At 75.1% G+C, this 16830-nt stretch carries 12 protein-coding genes, 1 tRNA gene and 1 pseudogene; 5 read left to right on the top strand and 9 right to left on the bottom strand.

Annotation, left to right across the window (positions count from 1 at the left end; genetic code table 11):
- Positions 1-314 precede the first annotated feature (314 nt).
- From IEZ04_RS10410 to selD, 4 genes are all read right to left on the bottom strand, one after another.
- A complete protein-coding gene (locus tag IEZ04_RS10410; protein WP_229820931.1) occupies positions 315-1577 on the bottom strand; it encodes a ferritin-like domain-containing protein in 1263 nt (420 codons plus the stop codon).
- A complete protein-coding gene (locus tag IEZ04_RS10405; RefSeq protein WP_189216439.1) occupies positions 1574-2425 on the bottom strand; it encodes a phosphate/phosphite/phosphonate ABC transporter substrate-binding protein in 852 nt (283 codons plus the stop codon). The genes IEZ04_RS10410 and IEZ04_RS10405 overlap by 4 nt, the downstream gene beginning before the upstream one ends.
- Positions 2422-3612 (bottom strand): acyl-CoA dehydrogenase family protein, encoded by a 1191-nt coding sequence (locus IEZ04_RS10400; protein ID WP_229820930.1) that lies wholly within the window; start codon positions 3610-3612, stop codon positions 2422-2424. Before IEZ04_RS10400 ends, IEZ04_RS10405 begins: the two co-directional genes overlap by 4 nt.
- 186 nt (positions 3613-3798) lie before the next feature.
- On the bottom strand, positions 3799-4857 hold the full coding sequence (gene selD / locus IEZ04_RS10395) for a selenide, water dikinase SelD (protein WP_189216438.1): 1059 nt from the start codon (positions 4855-4857) through the stop codon (positions 3799-3801).
- Between the two features lie 120 nt (positions 4858-4977).
- Here selD and IEZ04_RS10390 point away from each other — a divergent pair.
- Positions 4978-5070 (top strand) — tRNA-Sec (locus IEZ04_RS10390).
- 107 nt (positions 5071-5177) lie between these two features.
- Here IEZ04_RS10390 and IEZ04_RS10385 read toward each other — a convergent pair.
- Together IEZ04_RS10385 and selA are read right to left on the bottom strand one after the other, a co-directional pair.
- Positions 5178-6884: pseudogene (locus IEZ04_RS10385) on the bottom strand (GTP-binding protein); the annotation flags it as partial.
- Between the two features lie 7 nt (positions 6885-6891).
- On the bottom strand, positions 6892-8274 hold the full coding sequence (selA, locus tag IEZ04_RS10380; RefSeq protein ID WP_189216437.1) for an L-seryl-tRNA(Sec) selenium transferase: 1383 nt from the start codon (positions 8272-8274) through the stop codon (positions 6892-6894).
- 435 nt (positions 8275-8709) lie between these two features.
- On the opposite strand from selA, the gene IEZ04_RS10375 reads away from it, so the two are divergent.
- The 3 genes from IEZ04_RS10375 to IEZ04_RS10365 all read left to right on the top strand — a co-directional run bounded on the left by IEZ04_RS10375 (position 8710) and on the right by IEZ04_RS10365 (position 12821).
- On the top strand, positions 8710-9255 hold the full coding sequence (locus IEZ04_RS10375) for a superoxide dismutase family protein (RefSeq protein ID WP_346158611.1): 546 nt from the start codon (positions 8710-8712) through the stop codon (positions 9253-9255).
- A gap of 945 nt (positions 9256-10200) precedes the next feature.
- Positions 10201-11118, top strand: coding sequence for an AurF N-oxygenase family protein (locus IEZ04_RS10370; protein WP_189216435.1), 918 nt, complete (start codon positions 10201-10203; stop codon positions 11116-11118).
- Between the two features lie 44 nt (positions 11119-11162).
- Positions 11163-12821, top strand: a complete 1659-nt coding sequence (locus IEZ04_RS10365) for an FAD-dependent oxidoreductase (RefSeq protein ID WP_189216434.1) — start codon at positions 11163-11165, stop codon at positions 12819-12821.
- Between the two features lie 60 nt (positions 12822-12881).
- Here the strand turns inward: IEZ04_RS10365 and IEZ04_RS10360 are convergent, their stop codons facing one another.
- From IEZ04_RS10360 to IEZ04_RS10350, 3 genes are all read right to left on the bottom strand, one after another.
- On the bottom strand, positions 12882-13082 hold the full coding sequence (locus IEZ04_RS10360; RefSeq protein ID WP_189216433.1) for a hypothetical protein: 201 nt from the start codon (positions 13080-13082) through the stop codon (positions 12882-12884).
- A gap of 172 nt (positions 13083-13254) precedes the next feature.
- Positions 13255-13467, bottom strand: coding sequence for a hypothetical protein (locus IEZ04_RS10355; RefSeq protein ID WP_189216432.1), 213 nt, complete (start codon positions 13465-13467; stop codon positions 13255-13257).
- A 180-nt stretch (positions 13468-13647) separates the two neighbouring features.
- Positions 13648-14661 (bottom strand): LacI family DNA-binding transcriptional regulator, encoded by a 1014-nt coding sequence (locus IEZ04_RS10350; RefSeq protein ID WP_189216431.1) that lies wholly within the window; start codon positions 14659-14661, stop codon positions 13648-13650.
- A gap of 228 nt (positions 14662-14889) precedes the next feature.
- Here IEZ04_RS10350 and IEZ04_RS10345 point away from each other — a divergent pair, with 228 nt between their 5' ends.
- A complete protein-coding gene (locus IEZ04_RS10345) occupies positions 14890-16764 on the top strand; it encodes a glycoside hydrolase family 2 protein (RefSeq protein ID WP_189216430.1) in 1875 nt (624 codons plus the stop codon).
- Positions 16765-16830 lie beyond the last annotated feature (66 nt).

Genomic DNA, 16830 nt, shown 5'->3' with positions numbered 1-16830 from the left:
TGTCCACCGGTCTGGCCACCGGCGCGGCCGGCGTGCTGCTGGCCGCGCACACCGTCCTCGGTCAGGCACGGCCCGGTCCGCCCGGACCGTTCGTTCCGCCCGGTCCGGGAGCGGAAGAAGACACCACCCGAGAGGAACCGCCCCGCATGCACGACATCATCGAACTCCAGGAGCTCGAGCCCGAGAACACCGGTGCCGTCGGCGCCGGGCCCGAGGGCGAGGCCGAAGCCGGGACGGAGGCGTACCTGTCGACCGTCCTCAGCGTGCTCCTCTGCCCGCCGCCCGTCCGACCCGTACGGCCACGACGGCGACGGTCACATGAAGTTGCGGGTGTGCAGGGCCGACAGGTCCGCCGCCTCGTCGGCGGGGAACCCCAGCCGTACGAGCCGTCGCTGCCGCCCCTGGTCCATGGCCGCCAGGAGGCCCTGGACCTGGTGGTGGCCCCGGCCGATCGCCGCGGGCTCCCAGCCGCCGGCGGCCAGGACGACGAGCGCGTCCATGACGTCCTGGTTGAGTCCGGCGGTGTCCCGCAGCATGTCGTGGCGGCGTTCGACCGCGCCCCGCAGGCGGCCCCGGAGCGCCGGCTCCACGGACGCCCGGTGCTCCAGGTGGGCGACCCCGAACGCGACATGGCGGGCCTCGTCCTGGTGGGCGAGGCGGACCACCGCGCGGGTCACCGGATCGGGGGCGTGGCGGTCCAGGAACGACAGCAGGTTCAGGAAGCTGCCCTCGCCGAGGACGGACAGCAGGAACGAGGCGAGGGCGAAGTCCGGTTCGGTGAGCAGTCCGGCGAGGGAGGCCCGGCCACCGGCCGATGAGGTGCCCATCGTGGCGTCGCGCAGCAGCGCCCGGCGGGTGAACACCTCGACGTGGCGGGCCTCGTCGGCGGCCTGTACCGCGAGGAGCTGGACGACCTCCCGGAAGTGCGGGTGGATGCGGGTGAGCAGTCTCGCCGGCACCACCAGGGCCGCCTGCTCGTTCTCCACCAGGTACGTCATGACCTGCACCACCGCCGCCTCGACCGCGGGCGGCAGGTCGACGGGCGCGTCCCAGGGCACCGCGGTCGCGGGGTCCCACTGGGCCGACGCCGCGTGGGCGTACAGCCGCGGGGCGACCTCCGCCCACACCAGGTCCCGCTCCGCCAGGTCGAAGCTTGGCGCCGGTGCCCCGTCCTCGACCAGGGCGCCCCGGGCGGCCAGCCCCCACCCGGCGTCCGGCCGGGCGACGATGCCGTCCGGCGCCGCGCCGCCGGCCCGCGCCGCGCCCGCCCAGCGGTCCGGACCGCCCGGACCGCGCCCGATCACCGCCCGGACCGGGCCGCGGGGCGGACCGCCGGGCGCGTCCGCAGGCGCCGTGCCGTCCGGGTCCTCCCCGGGGCGGACACGGTGCCCGTGGCCCCGGCACCACGCCGACAGGTGGACGAACAGCTCCGGATCGCGGCCGGTCACCGCGAGCTCCTGACCGGGTTCCAGACCGGCCAGGGCCCGCTGGACGAGCAGATGGGCTCCCTGGCCGAAGGGGAGGCCGGCCAGGTCCAGCGCGACACGCGGACCGGGCCGGCCGGGGTGCGGGCTCACGGCCGGTAGTCCTCCGCCGTCACCCGGCCCGCCGCGTCGTAGAAGCCCGTCTCGTCGACCGCCGTCGCAAGGGCCGTGAAGCCCTCGTCCCGGCCGGGCAGCCAGGCGTTCAGCCCCTCCAGGTCGAACAGCCGCCTGACCTCGGCGTCGGCGGGGTCCATGCCGAGCAGCAGGTCGCGGAGGCGGTCGGCCGCCGCCGCGGGCACGGCGTCGCTGACGGCGAGGACGCAGTGGTCGTACGCGGCGGTCGAGGTCAGCAGCCGGGTGCTGCCGGGCGGCAGCGTGCCCTCCTGGCCGAAGAGCAGATGACTGGCGTCCAGCAGACAGGCGGCGTCCGCCTCGCCCGACAGCAGCGCGCGGGCCGCCTCGCGTTCGCCGCCGACGTGGTCGCCGTGCAGGCCGACCCCGACGTCGTGGCGGCGCACCCGGACGTCCTCGCCGGGCTTCAGTCCCTCGGCGCGCAGCAGCGACAGCGGGATGAGGGTGGCCTGGGGCGAGTCGACGGCGCCCACGGCCACCGTCCTGCCCTTCAGGTCGTGGACGTTCGCGTACGGGGCGTCGGCGCGCACCGCGATCACCGAGCGCAGACCCCGGTCGGTGTCCCGCATGACCAGCGGGCGCGGGCGTGCGCCCCGGGCCGCCGCCAGGCGGCGGCAGCGGATCCAGGCGAGGGGCGAGAGCCAGGCCGCGTGGATGCGCCCGGCGGCCAGGTCCTCCACCTGGCGCTCGTAGTGGGAGTACAGCAGGAAGTCGAAGGGCAGGCCGCGCTCGGTCAGCCAGGTGCGGAAGCCCGTCCAGACGGCCACCACCTTGGGGTCGTAGGCCACCGCGCCCGTCAGCAGCGTCACGAGGTCTCCCCGAACAGCGGCAGGCCCAGGCTCGCGCGGCCGGTGAAGTCGTACAGGGCCTGTGTGGTGGGCGCCATGACGCGGGCCGCGAGCGCGTCCCGGAAGCGGCGCTCGACCCCCAGGTCGCGGCGGAAGGCGGCGCCGCCGCACAGCCGCATGACCCCGTCCGCGACGTCCGCCGTCGTCTCCGCCGCGACGGCCTTGACCTGCAGGACGCGCAGCATGGCGTCCTCCCGGCCGGTCTCCAGGGCGGCGAGCGTGTCGGCCAGGAAGACGCGTGCGGAGTCGGCGCGGGTGTGCAGCCGGGCGTACCCGTCGCGCACCGCGTCCTGGTCGGCGAGGGTCTGGTCCAAGTGGCCGAGCCGGGAGCCGGACAGATGGGCGCGGGCCCGGGACAGCAGCGACTCGCACAGGCCGAGGCAGAAGGCCGAGTTCAGCACCAGGAACCGGGGCAGCGCGGTGGCCAGGGCGATGTCCATGCCCTGCGCGTCGCCGCCGAGCATCGCCGAGCGCGGCACGGTGACGGCCTCGGCGGTGACCGGGCTGGACGCGTTGCCGCGCAGTCCGAAGCCGTCGTAGGCGCCCTTCACGGTCAGGCCGGGCGCGTTCCCGGGGACCAGCCACAGCGTCATGGGCGCCGTGCCGGTGAGGGAACGGCTGGACCACACGTAGCTGTCGGCGTGGCCCGCCGAGGTCACCCAGCTCTTCTCGGCGTCGAGCCGCACCCGGTCGCCGTCGGCGGAGGCGGTGCCGAGCGGCGCCCAGAAGTGGCTGCGGGACCCCGTCTCGGAGAAGGCCAGCGTCGTGAGGTGCCCGCCGCGGGCGATCGCCCGCCGGACGTCCTCGTGGCCGTGCGCCTCGACCACGGCGGTCGCGGCGTAGTGCATGAGCACCACCATGGCCGTGGAGGAGCACGCTCCGGCCAGCCGCTCGACCACGTGCGCGGCGACGGCCGGCGACACTCCCCCGCCGCCGACCTCGGGGGCGCTGACCAGGCCCAGCACGCCCGCGCGGCCCAGTTCCGCCACGCCCTCGGCCGGGAAGGCGCCCTGCCGGTCCACTTCGGCGGCCGCGGGCGCGACCGTGCGCTCGATCACCCGGGTGAGGATCTCGTCGATGCCGCCCGGTGGGATGCCGGGCGGCGGGACGGTGGTCGCGGGGGCGGTGTCGGTGGCTGTCGAGAGCACGGCTGCCTGCCTCGGAGATCGTGGGGGGTGGGGTCGGTCCCGGAAGACCGCGGGCCACGCTAGGGGCTCGCCCGGACCATCAGGAGGGTGCTCCCCGCCGGTTCACCCGAAGGGACGCGCTCCACCGCGTACGCCGCTGACCGGCGCCTTTCATAGGATTCCGGCGCCGCTCATAGGACCGGCGGGTCAGCGCACGACCAGCCGGTGCGCGCCCGCGGGGACGAGCTCCCCGATCACCGGCGCCCCGGGCACCTCCCCGGCCACCAGCAGTCCGCCCGACGTCTGGGCGTCCGCGAGCAGCAGCCGGGCCGGCTCGCCGGTCCCGCCGAAGTCGGTGTACGGGGCGACCCACGCGAGGTTGCGGCGGGTACCGCCGCTGACGTGACCGTCCCGGACGGCCTCGTGGGCGCCGTCGAGGAACGGGACCGCCGAGGCGTCCACCACGGCGGTCACCCGCGAGGCGCGCGCCAGCTTGTACAGGTGCCCCAGCAGGCCGAACCCGGTGACGTCGGTCGCGCAGACCGCCCCCGCGGCCAGGGCGGACGCCGCCGCGTCGCGGTTGAGGGCCACCATGGTCCGCACCGCCTCCGGGAAGACCTCGCCGGTGGCCTTGTGCCGGGTGTTGAGGACGCCGAGGCCCAGTGGTTTGGTCAGCGACAGCGGCGTCCCCGGCCGGCCGGTGTCGTTGCGCAGCAGGCGCTCCGGGTCGGCGGTCCCGGTGACCGCCATGCCGTACTTGGGCTCCGGGTCGTCCACGCTGTGCCCGCCCGCCACGTGGCAGCCCGCCTCGTCGGCGACGTCCAGTCCGCCGCGCAGCACCTCCCGGGCCAGGTCGAGGGGCAGCGCCCCGCGCGGCCACGCCAGCAGGTTGGCGGCGACCAGGGGGGTGCCGCCCATGGCGTAGACGTCGGACAGCGCGTTGGCCGCGGCGATCCGGCCCCAGTCGTACGGGTCGTCGACGACCGGGGCGAAGAAGTCGGCGGTGACGACGACGGCCCGCCCGCCGGTGCCGTCCCGTCCGCCGGTGCCGCGGGGCAGCCGGACCACGGCGGCGTCGTCCCCGCTGTCGAGGCCGACGAGCAGCTCCCCGGCCGGCCGGGTGCGGGAGGTGCGGCCGGTCAGCCCGGCGACGACCTCCTCCAGTTCGCCCGGCGGGATCTTGCAGGCGCAGCCGCCGCCACGGGCGTACCGGGTCAGGCGGACACCCTCCTGCGGGGTCACCGTGGTCGTCGTGCTCGTCGTCATGGATGCCGTCCTTCGTGCACGGGTCGCGGCGCGTGCCCGGCGCGGCGCGTTGACCGCCGTCCGGGCCGGGGGATCGAATGGGGGCTCGTCCGGGCGGCGGCGCGGCCGCACGTCCGGCGGGGAGACGTAAAGGTGCCTGGTGGCCCTCCCGGTCTTCAAAACCGTGGTGTCCGAGCAGCTCGGGCAGGCGGGTTCGATTCCCGTCCGTCTCCGCCGGCCCGTTCCGTGCCGTCCGCCGCCGCGGCGCAGCGGCGCAGGGCGCCGTCCAGCCGGACCGTCCAGCCGTGCCGGTCGAGGTGTTCGAGCAGGGGGATGACGACGCGGCGGGTGGTGTCCAGGGCCCGGCGCGCCTCGCTCGCCGTGAACGGCTGCTCCAGCCGGGCGAGCACCGCCGCGGCCCGCGCGTCCGCGCCCGGCAGCAGCACGATGCCGTCGGCGATCCGCAGCAGTGCCCCGGCGGCGGCGGCCGCGGCGAGCGTACGGGCCGTCAGGTCCAGTCGCTCCAGCCGCTCGGCCTCGGGCGCGCGGAACGGCGCGCGGGCCAGGTCGGCCCGTACCTCCTCGACGGCGGCCTCGACCGGCGGCGGGAGGACGGGACGGGTCCGCTCGCCGTAGAGCCGTCCCTCGCGCTGCCGCAGGGCGGGGTCGGCCGCGAGCAGCGCCTCCACCAGACGGCGCTCCGGCAGGCCGAGCGCCTGCCGGGCGGCCTCCAGCGGGAGGCCCGGTTCCAGGGGGTGGCGGGCTGCGTGCTCCTCGACGGCGCGGCGCAGTCCGTCGCGCAGGCCGGCCCAGTGGGCCGGGTCGGCCAGCCACTCCCCGGCGACCGGACCGGCCCCGGCCGGCGGCCTGACCCCCATGGCGAGCAGGTCCCCGCGGCGCACCAGGCCGCGGCGGCGGAGTTCCGCGGCCGCGCCGGCGGGTCCGCCCGCCGTGCCGAGGTCCCGGACGCGGGCGGCGGCCGCGCCGCGCCGGGTGAGCGGCGGCGGGCGTACGTCGAGGACGGTGACCCCGCCCGGGACGCGGTGGCGCCCCGGGTCGCGCAGCAGCGCCCGGTCGGCGACGCGGAGGGGCAGCGGGGCGGCGAGCCGCAGCCGCAGGGTGTCCCCGCCCAGCGGACGGACCGTCACCGGGACGGCGGCGGAGCCGATGTGGAGAGTCAGGTGCCGGGGCAGGTCGCGGGCCGGTGAGCGGTCCTCCGACGGGGTGTTGTCGCCGAGCCGGACGTCCACCGTGTCGGTGGTGAGCCACTGTCCCGGGGTGAGCAGCGCGTCGCCCCGGCGCAGCGTGCCCGCTCCGGGGCCGTGCAGGTTGACCGCCACCCGGGCGACCGCGACCGCCTCCGGCCGGGACCGCTTGAGCGTCTCCAGGCCCCGTACCCGCAACCGCCGCCCGTCGCGGGCGAGTTCGAGGTGGTCGCCCACCCGGACCGTGCCCGCGCCGAGGGTGCCGGTGACGACCGTGCCCCGGCCGCGCACCGTGAAGACGCGGTCCGCCCAGAGCCGTACGTCCGCGGCGGGGTCGGCGGCGGGCAGCGCGCGGGCGAGCCGGGTCAGGGCCGTGCGGAGGCCGTCCAGGCCGGCGCCGGTCACCGGGCTCACCGCCACGCACTCCACCGCGCCCAGCGAGGACCGGGCGAGCCGGGCCAGCGCCTCCTCCCGGGCCGGCGCGGGGTCCGCCAGGTCGCAGCGGGAGACGGCGAGCACGCCGTGGCGCACGCCGAGCGCGTCCAGGACCGCCAGGTGCTCCTCGGACTGCGGCTGCCAGCCCTGGTCAGCGGCGACCACGAACAGCACGGCGGGTACGGGGCCGACGCCCGCGAGCATGTTGCCCACCAGCCACTCGTGTCCGGGGACGTCGACGAAGGCCAGGTCTCCGGCGCCGGGCAGCCGGGTCCACACGAACCCCAGGTCGAGCGTCATGCCGCGGCGCCGTTCCTCGGCCCACCGGTCGGGCTCCATCCCGGTCAGGGCGCGCAGCAGGGCGGACTTGCCGTGGTCGACGTGTCCGGCGGTGGCGACTACGTGCATGCGCGGGTCACTCCCCGGAGCCGGTGGGCGCGCCGGCGGGTACGGGGCACGTGCGGCGCACGGCGGTCTCCAGCGCGCCGTCCGCCGCCTCGGGCACCGCCCGCAGGTCCAGCAGGCACCGTCCGCCCTCCACCCGGCCCATGACCGCGGGCTCCGCGCGGCGGAGCGGGCCCGTGTACGAAGCGGGCAGCGACACCGCGGCGCTCGGCAGCGTGACACCGGGCGCACCGCCGCCGCCGACGACCGCCTCGCTGTCCACCGCCCGGCAGTCCAGCCCGTGGCGGCGGAGGCGTGCCGCCATCCGCTCGGCACGCTCCCGGAGCCGTCCGGGGTCCGCGTGCAGCGCGGCGTGCACCGGGGTCTCGGGTCCCCGCACGGTGGCTTCGAGCGCGGCCAGGGTGAGCTTGTCGACGCGGAGCGCCCGTGCGAGGGGGTGCCGGGCCAGCCGCCGTACGAGGTCGGCGCGGCCGAGCAGGAGGCCGCACTGCGGGCCGCCGAGCAGTTTGTCGCCGCTGGCGGTCACCAGGTCGGCACCGGCACGCAGCCAGGTGGCGGCGTCCGGCTCGGCCGGGAGCGCCGGTTCGGGGGCCAGCAGCCCGGAGCCGATGTCCGCGACCACGGGCACGCCGAGGCGGGCCAGGGCGGCGACGCCTACGTCGCGGGTGAAGCCGGTGACACGGAAGTTGGAGGGGTGCACCTTGAGCACGAACCCGGTCTCCGGCGTGACGGCCGCCGCGTAGTCGGCGAGGGAGGTGCGGTTGGTCGTGCCGACCTCCCGGAGCCGGGCACCGGTGCTCACCAGGAGGTCCGGCAGCCGGAAGCCGTCCCCGATCTCCACCATCTCGCCCCGGCTGACGACGACGTCCCGGCCCCGTGCCAGCGCGGTGGCCGCGAGGACCAGTGCCGCCGCCCCGTTGTTGACCACGTGGGCGGCCTCCGCGGGCGGCACCCGCTCCAGCAGCGCCTCGGTCGCCGAGCGGCCCCGCCGGGAGCGTGCGCCCGTGGCGAGGTCGAGTTCGACGTCCGTGGTGCCGCTCGCGGCGAGCACGGCCTCACGCGCCGCCGAGGACAGCGGGGCCCGGCCCAGGTTGGTGTGGAGCAGCACTCCGGTCGCGTTGAGCACGGGCCGCAGCCGGCCGGCCGTGGCGGGCAGCGCGGCCACCGCCTGTTCGGTGACCTCGTGGGGCGGGATCTCACCGGCCCGCGCCCGTTCCTGCGCCCCGGCCACCACCGCCTTCACGATCCCGCGTCCCAGCCGCTCCGTGGCGGCGGCGAGCCGGGGGTCGGCCAGCGTCACGTCGGTACGGGGCAGCCGGCGCCGTACGCCGTCGGCATGGGGCGGTGGGCGGCGGACGCCGTCCGGCATGGTCGAGGTGTGGTCGCTGTCCATCAGCTCCGCTGCGCCTTCGCCGGGGTCGGGGGACGGCCGGTGGGCGGGGTGACCGGGGGCCGGGGTGGCCGCCGCTCGGGCCCTCGTTCCGCCACCGGCCCGCATCGGCCCCTGCCGGATACCGGACAGGGCCGACGAGCCGTCAGCGTACGGGCGGCACGTGACCGGGCGGCGGCGCCACACCGGGCGGCACGTCCGGGGCGGACGGGCGTCCTTCCTCCGGCCCGCCCGTCGCGGGCCGATGCCGGGACGCCGTACTCGCCGCCCCCTCCGTCCCTTCCCCCGCGGAGCCCGTCCGGCGGCTGATGAGGTGTCAGTGAGCGTGCGCGGCGTGCGTAGACACGGCGGCATGGCTCGTTATCCGGTGGTGCCGGGTCCGCGCAGGGGCGAGGGTTCATGGCGGGCGCACGAGTTTCCGGAGGAGATGGAGCACTCATGTCCGTGATCGCGACAACATTCCTGGCTGTGGCGATGGCGACCCTGCCGACCGGGGGCACGCACCACCCGAGCGTGGTCGTCCACGAGCGTTTCGGTACCGCGCCGGAGAAGGCCATCACGTACGAGCGGGCCGCCGTGCCGAAGGGGAGCCGCGCCGTGGTGGCGGAGTGGCTCAACCGGGACGGCACGACCACGGTCGACCTCGCCGTGAAGGACCTCGAACCGAACCGCACCTTCGGTGCCCACGTCCACACCAGGCCGTGCGGCCCCAAGCCCGACGACTCCGGCCCGCACTACCAGAACCGCGTCGACCCGGTGCAGCCCTCCGTCGATCCCCGGTTCGCCAACCGCAGGAACGAGGTGTGGCTCGACCTCACCACGGACGCGGGCGGCGACGGCGGCGCCAGGGCCACGGTCGACTGGCGCTTCCGGACCGGCCAGGCCGGCTCCGTGGTGATCCACGAGCACGCCACGCTGACCCACCCCGGACACGCGGGCACGGCGGGGTCGCGGCTGGCCTGCATCACCGTGCCGTTCAGGTGAGACCTCCGTCGCGGCCCTCGCGGCACCGCGGCGGCACAGCACCACGGCAGCCCCCGGCGGAGCAGGACGCCGGGGGCTGCGCGCCGCCGCCACGCCCCGGAGCCGAGCCGTCCGTACGCCGGCTCGGGGGAAGGAGCCCGACGACCGCGTACGGCCACCGCGGCCCGCACGAGCGGTTCCCTCCGTCCGGGCTGCCCGCCCTGGTCCGGGCCGCGCGGGACGCGGGCTTCGCCACCGGTTCGTACTCCGCCCGCTGCGTGCCGTGACGTGCCCGGCAGGGGCACGCCGAGCACGCCCGGGCCCGACTCGTTCCGGCCCCGGGGGCGACCGGGCCGCCGACGGAGGTGGTCGCCTCGCCGCGGCGTCACCACCCGGTGGTGCCGGCGCGGACACCTCCGGGCAGGCTGTGGGTCGCGCTCGGCACCGGCCGGGCGCTCGGCGAGTACGTCCCGGGGAGGCCGTGCCGCACGACGGACCGGTGCGGGCCGACCGGGCCCGGCTGTGATCGCCGCCCGGACGGCCGCCGGTCCTGCCCGCCGTCGCGTTCACCCCGGTGGCCGCCGCCCGGGCGGCGGGCTGCGCCGACGGGCTGGTCACGGAGCTGACCGAGGACGGGACGGTGCTGGGGGACCGCCCGCAGGCGTACACCCACCTCGCTCCGATCGGGGCGGCGACGGACCTGGACGCCGCCGGGCCGAGGACGGCCGGCCGCGGGGCTGACCCGGCGTGCCGAACTCCGGTGGCGGGCGCGACGAATGATTGCTACCGGGGGGTAGGCCGACGGCCGCCCCTTGTTATACATTGCGTCTAACAAGGTGGGTGGCGACTCCGACGGCCCCCATGCCACCGCGGCCCCGCCTCTCATCACACCCCTTACCCATCACCCCCATCACCCCCATGAAAAGGGCACTGCACCGCAGTCACTCGGACCGAGGAGTTGGGAGCATGGCAAGCAGCACAGCCCGGCCGGACGTCGACGCCAGCGCGCAGAGCGGCCCCAGTGTCGCGCGGCGGCTGCTCGACTCGTCGGCGACGCTGTCGTACGACCCCGCGAAGGAAGTGGACTGGGAGACGCCGCTGGACAAGGACTTCCACGGCGCGAGCCCGGAGTGGAGCACCCTGTTCGGCACCGCGTACTGGGACGAGCTGACCGAGCCGCAGCGCAAGGAGCTGACCCGGCAGGAGGCCGCCTCCGTCGCCAGTACCGGCATCTGGTTCGAGATGATCCTCCAGCAGCTCATCCTGCGCGACGTCTACGCCAAGGACCCCACCGACGACCGGGTGCAGTGGGCCCTCACCGAGATAGCCGACGAATGCCGCCACTCGATCATGTTCGCCCGGGGCGCCCAGAAGCTGGGCGCCCCGGCGTACCGCCCGCACCGGGTCGCCGTGGAACTCGGCCGGCTCTTCAAGACCACCGCGTTCGGCGAGGCCGCCTACGCGGCGATCCTGGTCGCCGAGGAGGTGCTGGACGTCATGCAGCGCGACTGGATGCGGGACGAGCGGGTCGTGCCGTTCGTACGCACGATCAACAACATCCATGTCGTCGAGGAGTCCCGGCACATGAAGTTCGCGCGGGAGGAGATGCGCAGGAACCTGGCGAAGGCCGGCCGGGCCCGCCGGTACTTCCACGCGTTCCTGATCGCGGTGGCGGCGTACGTCATCGTCACCAGCATGGTGAGCAGGAAGGTGTACGCGAACGCCGGCCTCGACGAGAAGCGCGCGCTCGCCGAGGCCCGCGCCAACGAGCACCACAAGGCGATGATGCGTTCGAGTTGTGCCGGGCTCATGGAGTTCCTGGCCTCCTGCAGGCTGCTCACCAGGCCGGCCCTGGCGTTCTACAAGCGCGCCCACCTGATCTAGCACCCAGGACCTCCAGGACACCGAGGACCGGACGACCAGGATCCATGACCTACGCCATCACCCAGACCTGTTGCAGTGACGCCAAGTGCGTCGCCGTCTGCCCGGTCAACTGCATCCACCCGACCCCGGAAGAACGTTCCTTCGGCAGCACGGAGATGCTGTACATCGACCCGAGGGCCTGCATCGACTGCGGCGCGTGCGCCGACGCCTGCCCGGTGGACGCGATCTTCCCCGCGGACACGCTCACGGGCCCGCAGCAGGCGTACGCCGACATCAACGCCGCGTACTACGCCGGCACCACCCCGGACGACGTCCCCGACGACAGCCCGAACTTCCACCACTGGGGCGCGCCGTCGTTCGACCGCACGCTGCCCGCCGACTTCCCGGCGCTCCGCGTCGCGGTCGTCGGCACCGGCCCGGCCGGCATGTACGCCGCCGAGGACCTGCTGCTGCACACCAGCGCCGAGGTCACCCTGATCGACCGGCTCCCGGTGGCCGGCGGCCTCGTCCGGTACGGCGTGGCGCCCGACCACCCTTCGACCAAGAAGGTCGGCGACACCTTCGCCCGCCTGTACGACCACCCGCGCGTACGCATGCTCCTCGGGCTGCGGATCGGCGAGGACGTCACCGTGGACGAGCTCGCCGCGCACCACCACGCCGTCGTGTACGCGGTGGGCGCGTCCGGCGACCGGCGCCTCGGCATCGCGGGCGAGGACCTGGCCGGCAGCGTCTCGGCCCGTACGTTCGTCGCCTGGTACAACGCCCATCCCGACGTCGCGCCCGACGCGGTCGACCTCTCGGCGGAACGCGTCGTCGTGGTGGGCAACGGCAACGTCGCCCTCGACGTGGCCCGCATCCTGATGTCGGACCCCGAGACCCTGGCCGGGACCGACATCGCCGGGCACGCGCTCGAGGCACTGCGCGGCAGCAGGGTCCGCGAGGTCGTCCTGCTCGGGCGCCGCGGCCCCGAGGACGCCGCCTGCACCCGCCCCGAACTGCTCGCCCTGACCCGGCTCCCGGGCGTGGAACTGGTCGTCGACGACCACGACCCGCGGACCGGCGCGGCCGTCGACGCGGCCGGACCGCACGACAAGGCGGCCCTGCTGAAGGGCGTCACCCGCACCGGGGTCGACTGGTCGGGCCCGCCGCCCGCCGGCCGCCGTATCGTCCTCCGCTTCCACTCCAGGCCCATGGAGGTGCTCGCGGGGGACGGCACGGGGACCGTCGGCGCGGTACGGGTCACCGGGCCGGCGGACGGCGACGCGACCGAGATCGGCACCGGAATGCTGCTCCGGGCCGTCGGCTACCGGGGAACTCCCGTACCGGGTCTGCCGTTCGACGAGGTCACGGGAACGATCCCGCACGAGAACGGCCGGGTCGCCGGACACCCGGGCACGTACGTCGTGGGGTGGATCAAGCGCGGCCCCTCCGGCGGCATCGGCGCCAACCGCACCTGCGCTGCGGAGACCGTCGGCACGCTGCTGGCCGACGCCGTCGCGGGGGCGTTGCCGACGCCGGCCGGGACGTCGCGGTCGTTCCGGCGTCTGGTGCGGCGCCGCGGCCGTGACGTGGTCGACGCGCGCGGGCTCGCCGCCATCGAACGCGCCGAACTGTCACGCGCCGGCGCCGGCAGACCGCGCGGCAAGCTGGCCACCGTGCCGGAACTCGTCGCGGCCTCCAAGCGGCGACGGCTTCCGCTCTGAGCCGCTCTCGCTCCGGGCCCGCACGCCTGCGCGCCCGGAGCGATGCCGATGCCGGACGGCCTACGAGAAGCCATGGGTCACTCGACCGAGGCTGTTGAGGATCGACTGCCCGAAGTCGGTGGGAGCGATCAGTATCCCCAGCACGATGGCGATGGCCACGACCAGGATCTGGTCCCAGCGCTTCCGGGCTGCGACCGGTCGGGCCAACAGCACGACGAGGATGACACCCAGCAGCACCGCCAGGTCGACGGTCAGATCCATGGACAGGACCTCCTGTCGGGCCACCCCCGTCCCGCTCGACGGGAGCGGCGAAGCAGCAACGTTCACCCCGGCTTCCTGTGTAGCGCGAAACCACCAGTACCGCTGCCAGCAGAGCGGGACTTGGCAACAAAATGCCCATTTGGCTGGATGCGGGACGGTCTGTTACCCGCCGTCACTGACCGGCCTGTGAGACACCTTCGGCGAGCCGGCCGAGGACGTCGAGGGTGCCCTGCCCCAGTTCGGTCGAGGCGAGCAGCAGTCCCAGGACGACGGCGATAAGTACGGTCAGTTGCTCGTCCCGTCGGCTCCGGGCCTCCGTCCGGCGACGCAATCGCAGGAACACGATGACGGCCAACAACAGCGCCAGATTGATGGTGAGCACCATGGGCCAGGACCTCCCGTCGGGCCGCGCCCGTCCTGGTCGGTGGAAGCAGGAACATTTACCCGGCTTACTTGTTTAGCGTGGAACCATCGCTACCGCGCCCGGCCGGACGGGGGTTGGCGACAAAGCGCCCCTCTGGCTTGTTGGCGCACACCCGCCGCTCCGACGCGCGGGGCGGCGGAGTCACCCCCCGCTGCTCTCCCGCACCATGATCCGGTGTCCGGCCACATGGTCGCGCAACGGACCCGACTCCGGGTCGTCGATCCGTTCCAGCAGCAGGGACACGGCGGTCCGCGCGATCTCCTCCTTGTCCGGGGCGACCGTGGTCAGGCTCGGCACGCTGAAGCTCGACGCCTCGATGTCGTCGAAGCCCATCACGTCCAGATCCCGGGGCACCGAACGGCCGTTCTCGTGCAGCGCGCGGAGCGCCCCCAGCGCCAGGTGGTCGTTGAGGCACAGCAGGGCGTCCGGCGGATCGTTCCGGCGGATCAGCCCGGCCGCCGCCCGGGCACCGTCCCGCCAGTGGTACGCGTCCACCGGCACGACCAGTTCCGCGTCGAACGGCAGACCGGCCGCCTGCACCGCCTGCCGGTGGCCGTCCGTGCGCAGCCGGTCCGTGCCCTGGCGGCCGCGGACGGCTCCGCCGATGACCGCGATACGGCGGCGCCCCCGGGACAGCAGGTGCTCGGTGGCCTCGCGCGCCGCACGGACGTTGTCGATGCCCACGTGGTCGGTGGCGCCCCCGGCCGGCCGCTCACCCAGCAGGACCACCGGGAGCCGGCGGTCGCGGGTGGCCAGTTCCCGGGGCACCAGGGACAGCGGGCTCAGGATGACGCCGTCGCAGAACTGCGCGTCGAAGCCGTGCAGCGCGGCCAGTTCGCGCTCGCGCACCGCCCCGGTCTGGTGGAGCAGTACGGTGCGCCCGCGCCGGTCGGCCTCCGCCATGACGTACTTGGCCAGTTCGGAGAAGTAGGCGACGTCGAGCTCCGGGACGGCCAGGGTGATCACGCCGGTGCGGCCCTGGCGCAGTTGACGCCCCGCCAGGTTGACGCGGTAGCCGAGCGCGTCGATCGCCTCCCGGACGGCGGCCCGGGTCCGGTCCGACACGTGCTCGAAGTCGTTGATGACGTTGGAGACGGTCTTCGGGGAGACACCCGCGTACTCCGCCACGTCCTTGATCCTCGGTCTGGCCGCCACACCGCCCCTTCCTTCCGCCTCCGTGATCGTATCGACCGGCGCTCGTCGGGCCTCGCCGAGCGCCGCCGCGGATCGCCGGGCAGGGCATGGCCGGACATCGCCGGGCGCGCTCCGCCACGAAAGGATCGCTTGCCGAAGTGGCGGGCGCCAACCCGTTTACATCGATGTAAACGCATGGTGCCATGGGGCATCGCACCGACCGGCACTCCCCTAGCAAGGAGGAGCACCATGTCCCTGCCGCACCCCGCGGACGCGCACCTCCCGGCCCCGCACCCCTCGGACGTGCCCCGCCCGGAGTACCCGCGGCCGCAGTTCGCCCGGGACGCCTGGCTCAACCTCAACGGCGAGTGGCAGTTCGAGACCGACCGCGCCGACACCGGTCTGGAGCGCGGCCTGCGGGACCGCGAGCTCACGGACCGTGTGGTCGTCCCGTTCTGCCCGGAGTCGGAGCTTTCCGGGATCGGCGAGACGGACTTCCTGGAGGCGGTCTGGTACCGGCGGACGGTGACCGTCCCGGCCGAGTGGGCGGACGCGCGGGTGCTGCTGCACTTCGGGGCCGTGGACCACGACACGACCGTGTGGGCCGACGGCGTCGAGGTCGCCCGCCACCGCGGCGGCTTCACCCCCTTCACCGCCGACCTCGGCGAGGCGGCGGTGCCCGGCCGGGAGATCACCCTCGTCGTCCGGGCGCGCGACAGCCGGCACGGCGTCCAGGCCCGGGGCAAGCAGTCCACCTGGTACGCCAACTCCCACGCCCACTACACCCGCACCACCGGTATCTGGCAGACCGTGTGGATGGAGCCGGTGCCCCGGTCCGTGTCCCTGCGGCGTCCCCGGATCACCCCCGACCTCGCGTCCGGGTCCTTCTTCCTCGAACTGCCGCTGACCGCGAACCTCCCCGGTCACCGCGTCCGCGCCGTCCTGACCGACGACCGGGGCGAGGCCGCCCGCGCCGAGACCCGGGCCGACCTGGACCTCGCCCCGCGCCTGGTGCTGCCGGTGCCCGAGGACCGGCGGCGCGTCTGGTCGCCGGAGGACCCGTACCTGTACGGGCTGGCGATCGAGGTCCTGGACGCCGACGGGAACGCCGTCGACACGGTCCGCTCGTACGCCGGTCTGCGCTCGGTCGCCATCCACGGCAAGAGGCTGCTGCTCAACGGCGAGCCGGTGTTCCAGCGGCTGGTGCTCGACCAGGGCTACTACCCGGACGGGCTGATGACCGCCCCCACGGACGCCGACCTCGTCCGCGACATCGAGCTCGGCCTGCGCGCCGGCTTCAACGGCGCCCGGCTGCACCAGAAGGTGTTCGAGGAGCGCTACCTCTACCACGCGGACCGTCTCGGCTACCTGGTGTGGGGCGAGTTCGGCGACTGGGGCTGCGAGGTCGGCGTACGGGACGACAACCAGCGCCCCGACGCCTCCTACGTCGCCGAGTGGCTGGAGGCCCTGGAGCGGGACCACTCGCACCCCTCGATCGTCGGCTGGTGCCCGCTGAACGAGACGTACCAGCACCTGCACGACCGCGTCACCCAGCTCGACGACGTCACCCGCGCGATGTTCCTGGCCACCAAGCAGGCCGATCCCACCCGCCCGGTGATCGACGCCTCCGGCTACGCCCACCGGATCGCGGAGACGGACGTGTACGACTCGCACCTCTACGAGCAGGACCCGGCGAGGTTCGCCGAGCAGATGTCCGGGCTCGACCGGGACCAGCCGTTCGTCAACGCCGCTCCCGACGGGCGCCCCTGGTCCGTGCCGTACCGCGGGCAGCCCTACTTCTGCAGTGAGTTCGGCGGCATCTGGTGGGACCCCGAGGCCGCGGCGAGCACCGCCGGGAACGACCAGGCGGACTCCTGGGGGTACGGCGAACGCCCGCGCACCGCCGAGGAGTTCACCGGCCGCTTCACCGCGCTGACCGGTGTGCTGCTGAGCGACCCGGACATGTTCGGCTACTGCTACACCCAGCTCACCGATGTCTTCCAGGAACGCAACGGCGTCTACCGGTTCGACCGCTCCGAGAAGGTCGACACCACCGTCCTGCGGGACGCCCAGACCCGGCCGGCCGCCTACGAGAAGTCCGGGTGGGCGGTCGGGACCGACTGACCCCGCCGTCCCCGCCCGCTCGGCGGGGACGGCGGACGCGCCCCCGGACCTCCGGGCAGAAACCGG

The organism is Streptomyces ruber, from assembly GCF_014648075.1.
In the GTDB taxonomy this organism is placed as follows: Bacteria; Actinomycetota; Actinomycetes; order Streptomycetales; family Streptomycetaceae; genus Streptomyces; species Streptomyces ruber.
This window is presented reverse-complemented; position numbering and strand designations above follow the sequence as displayed.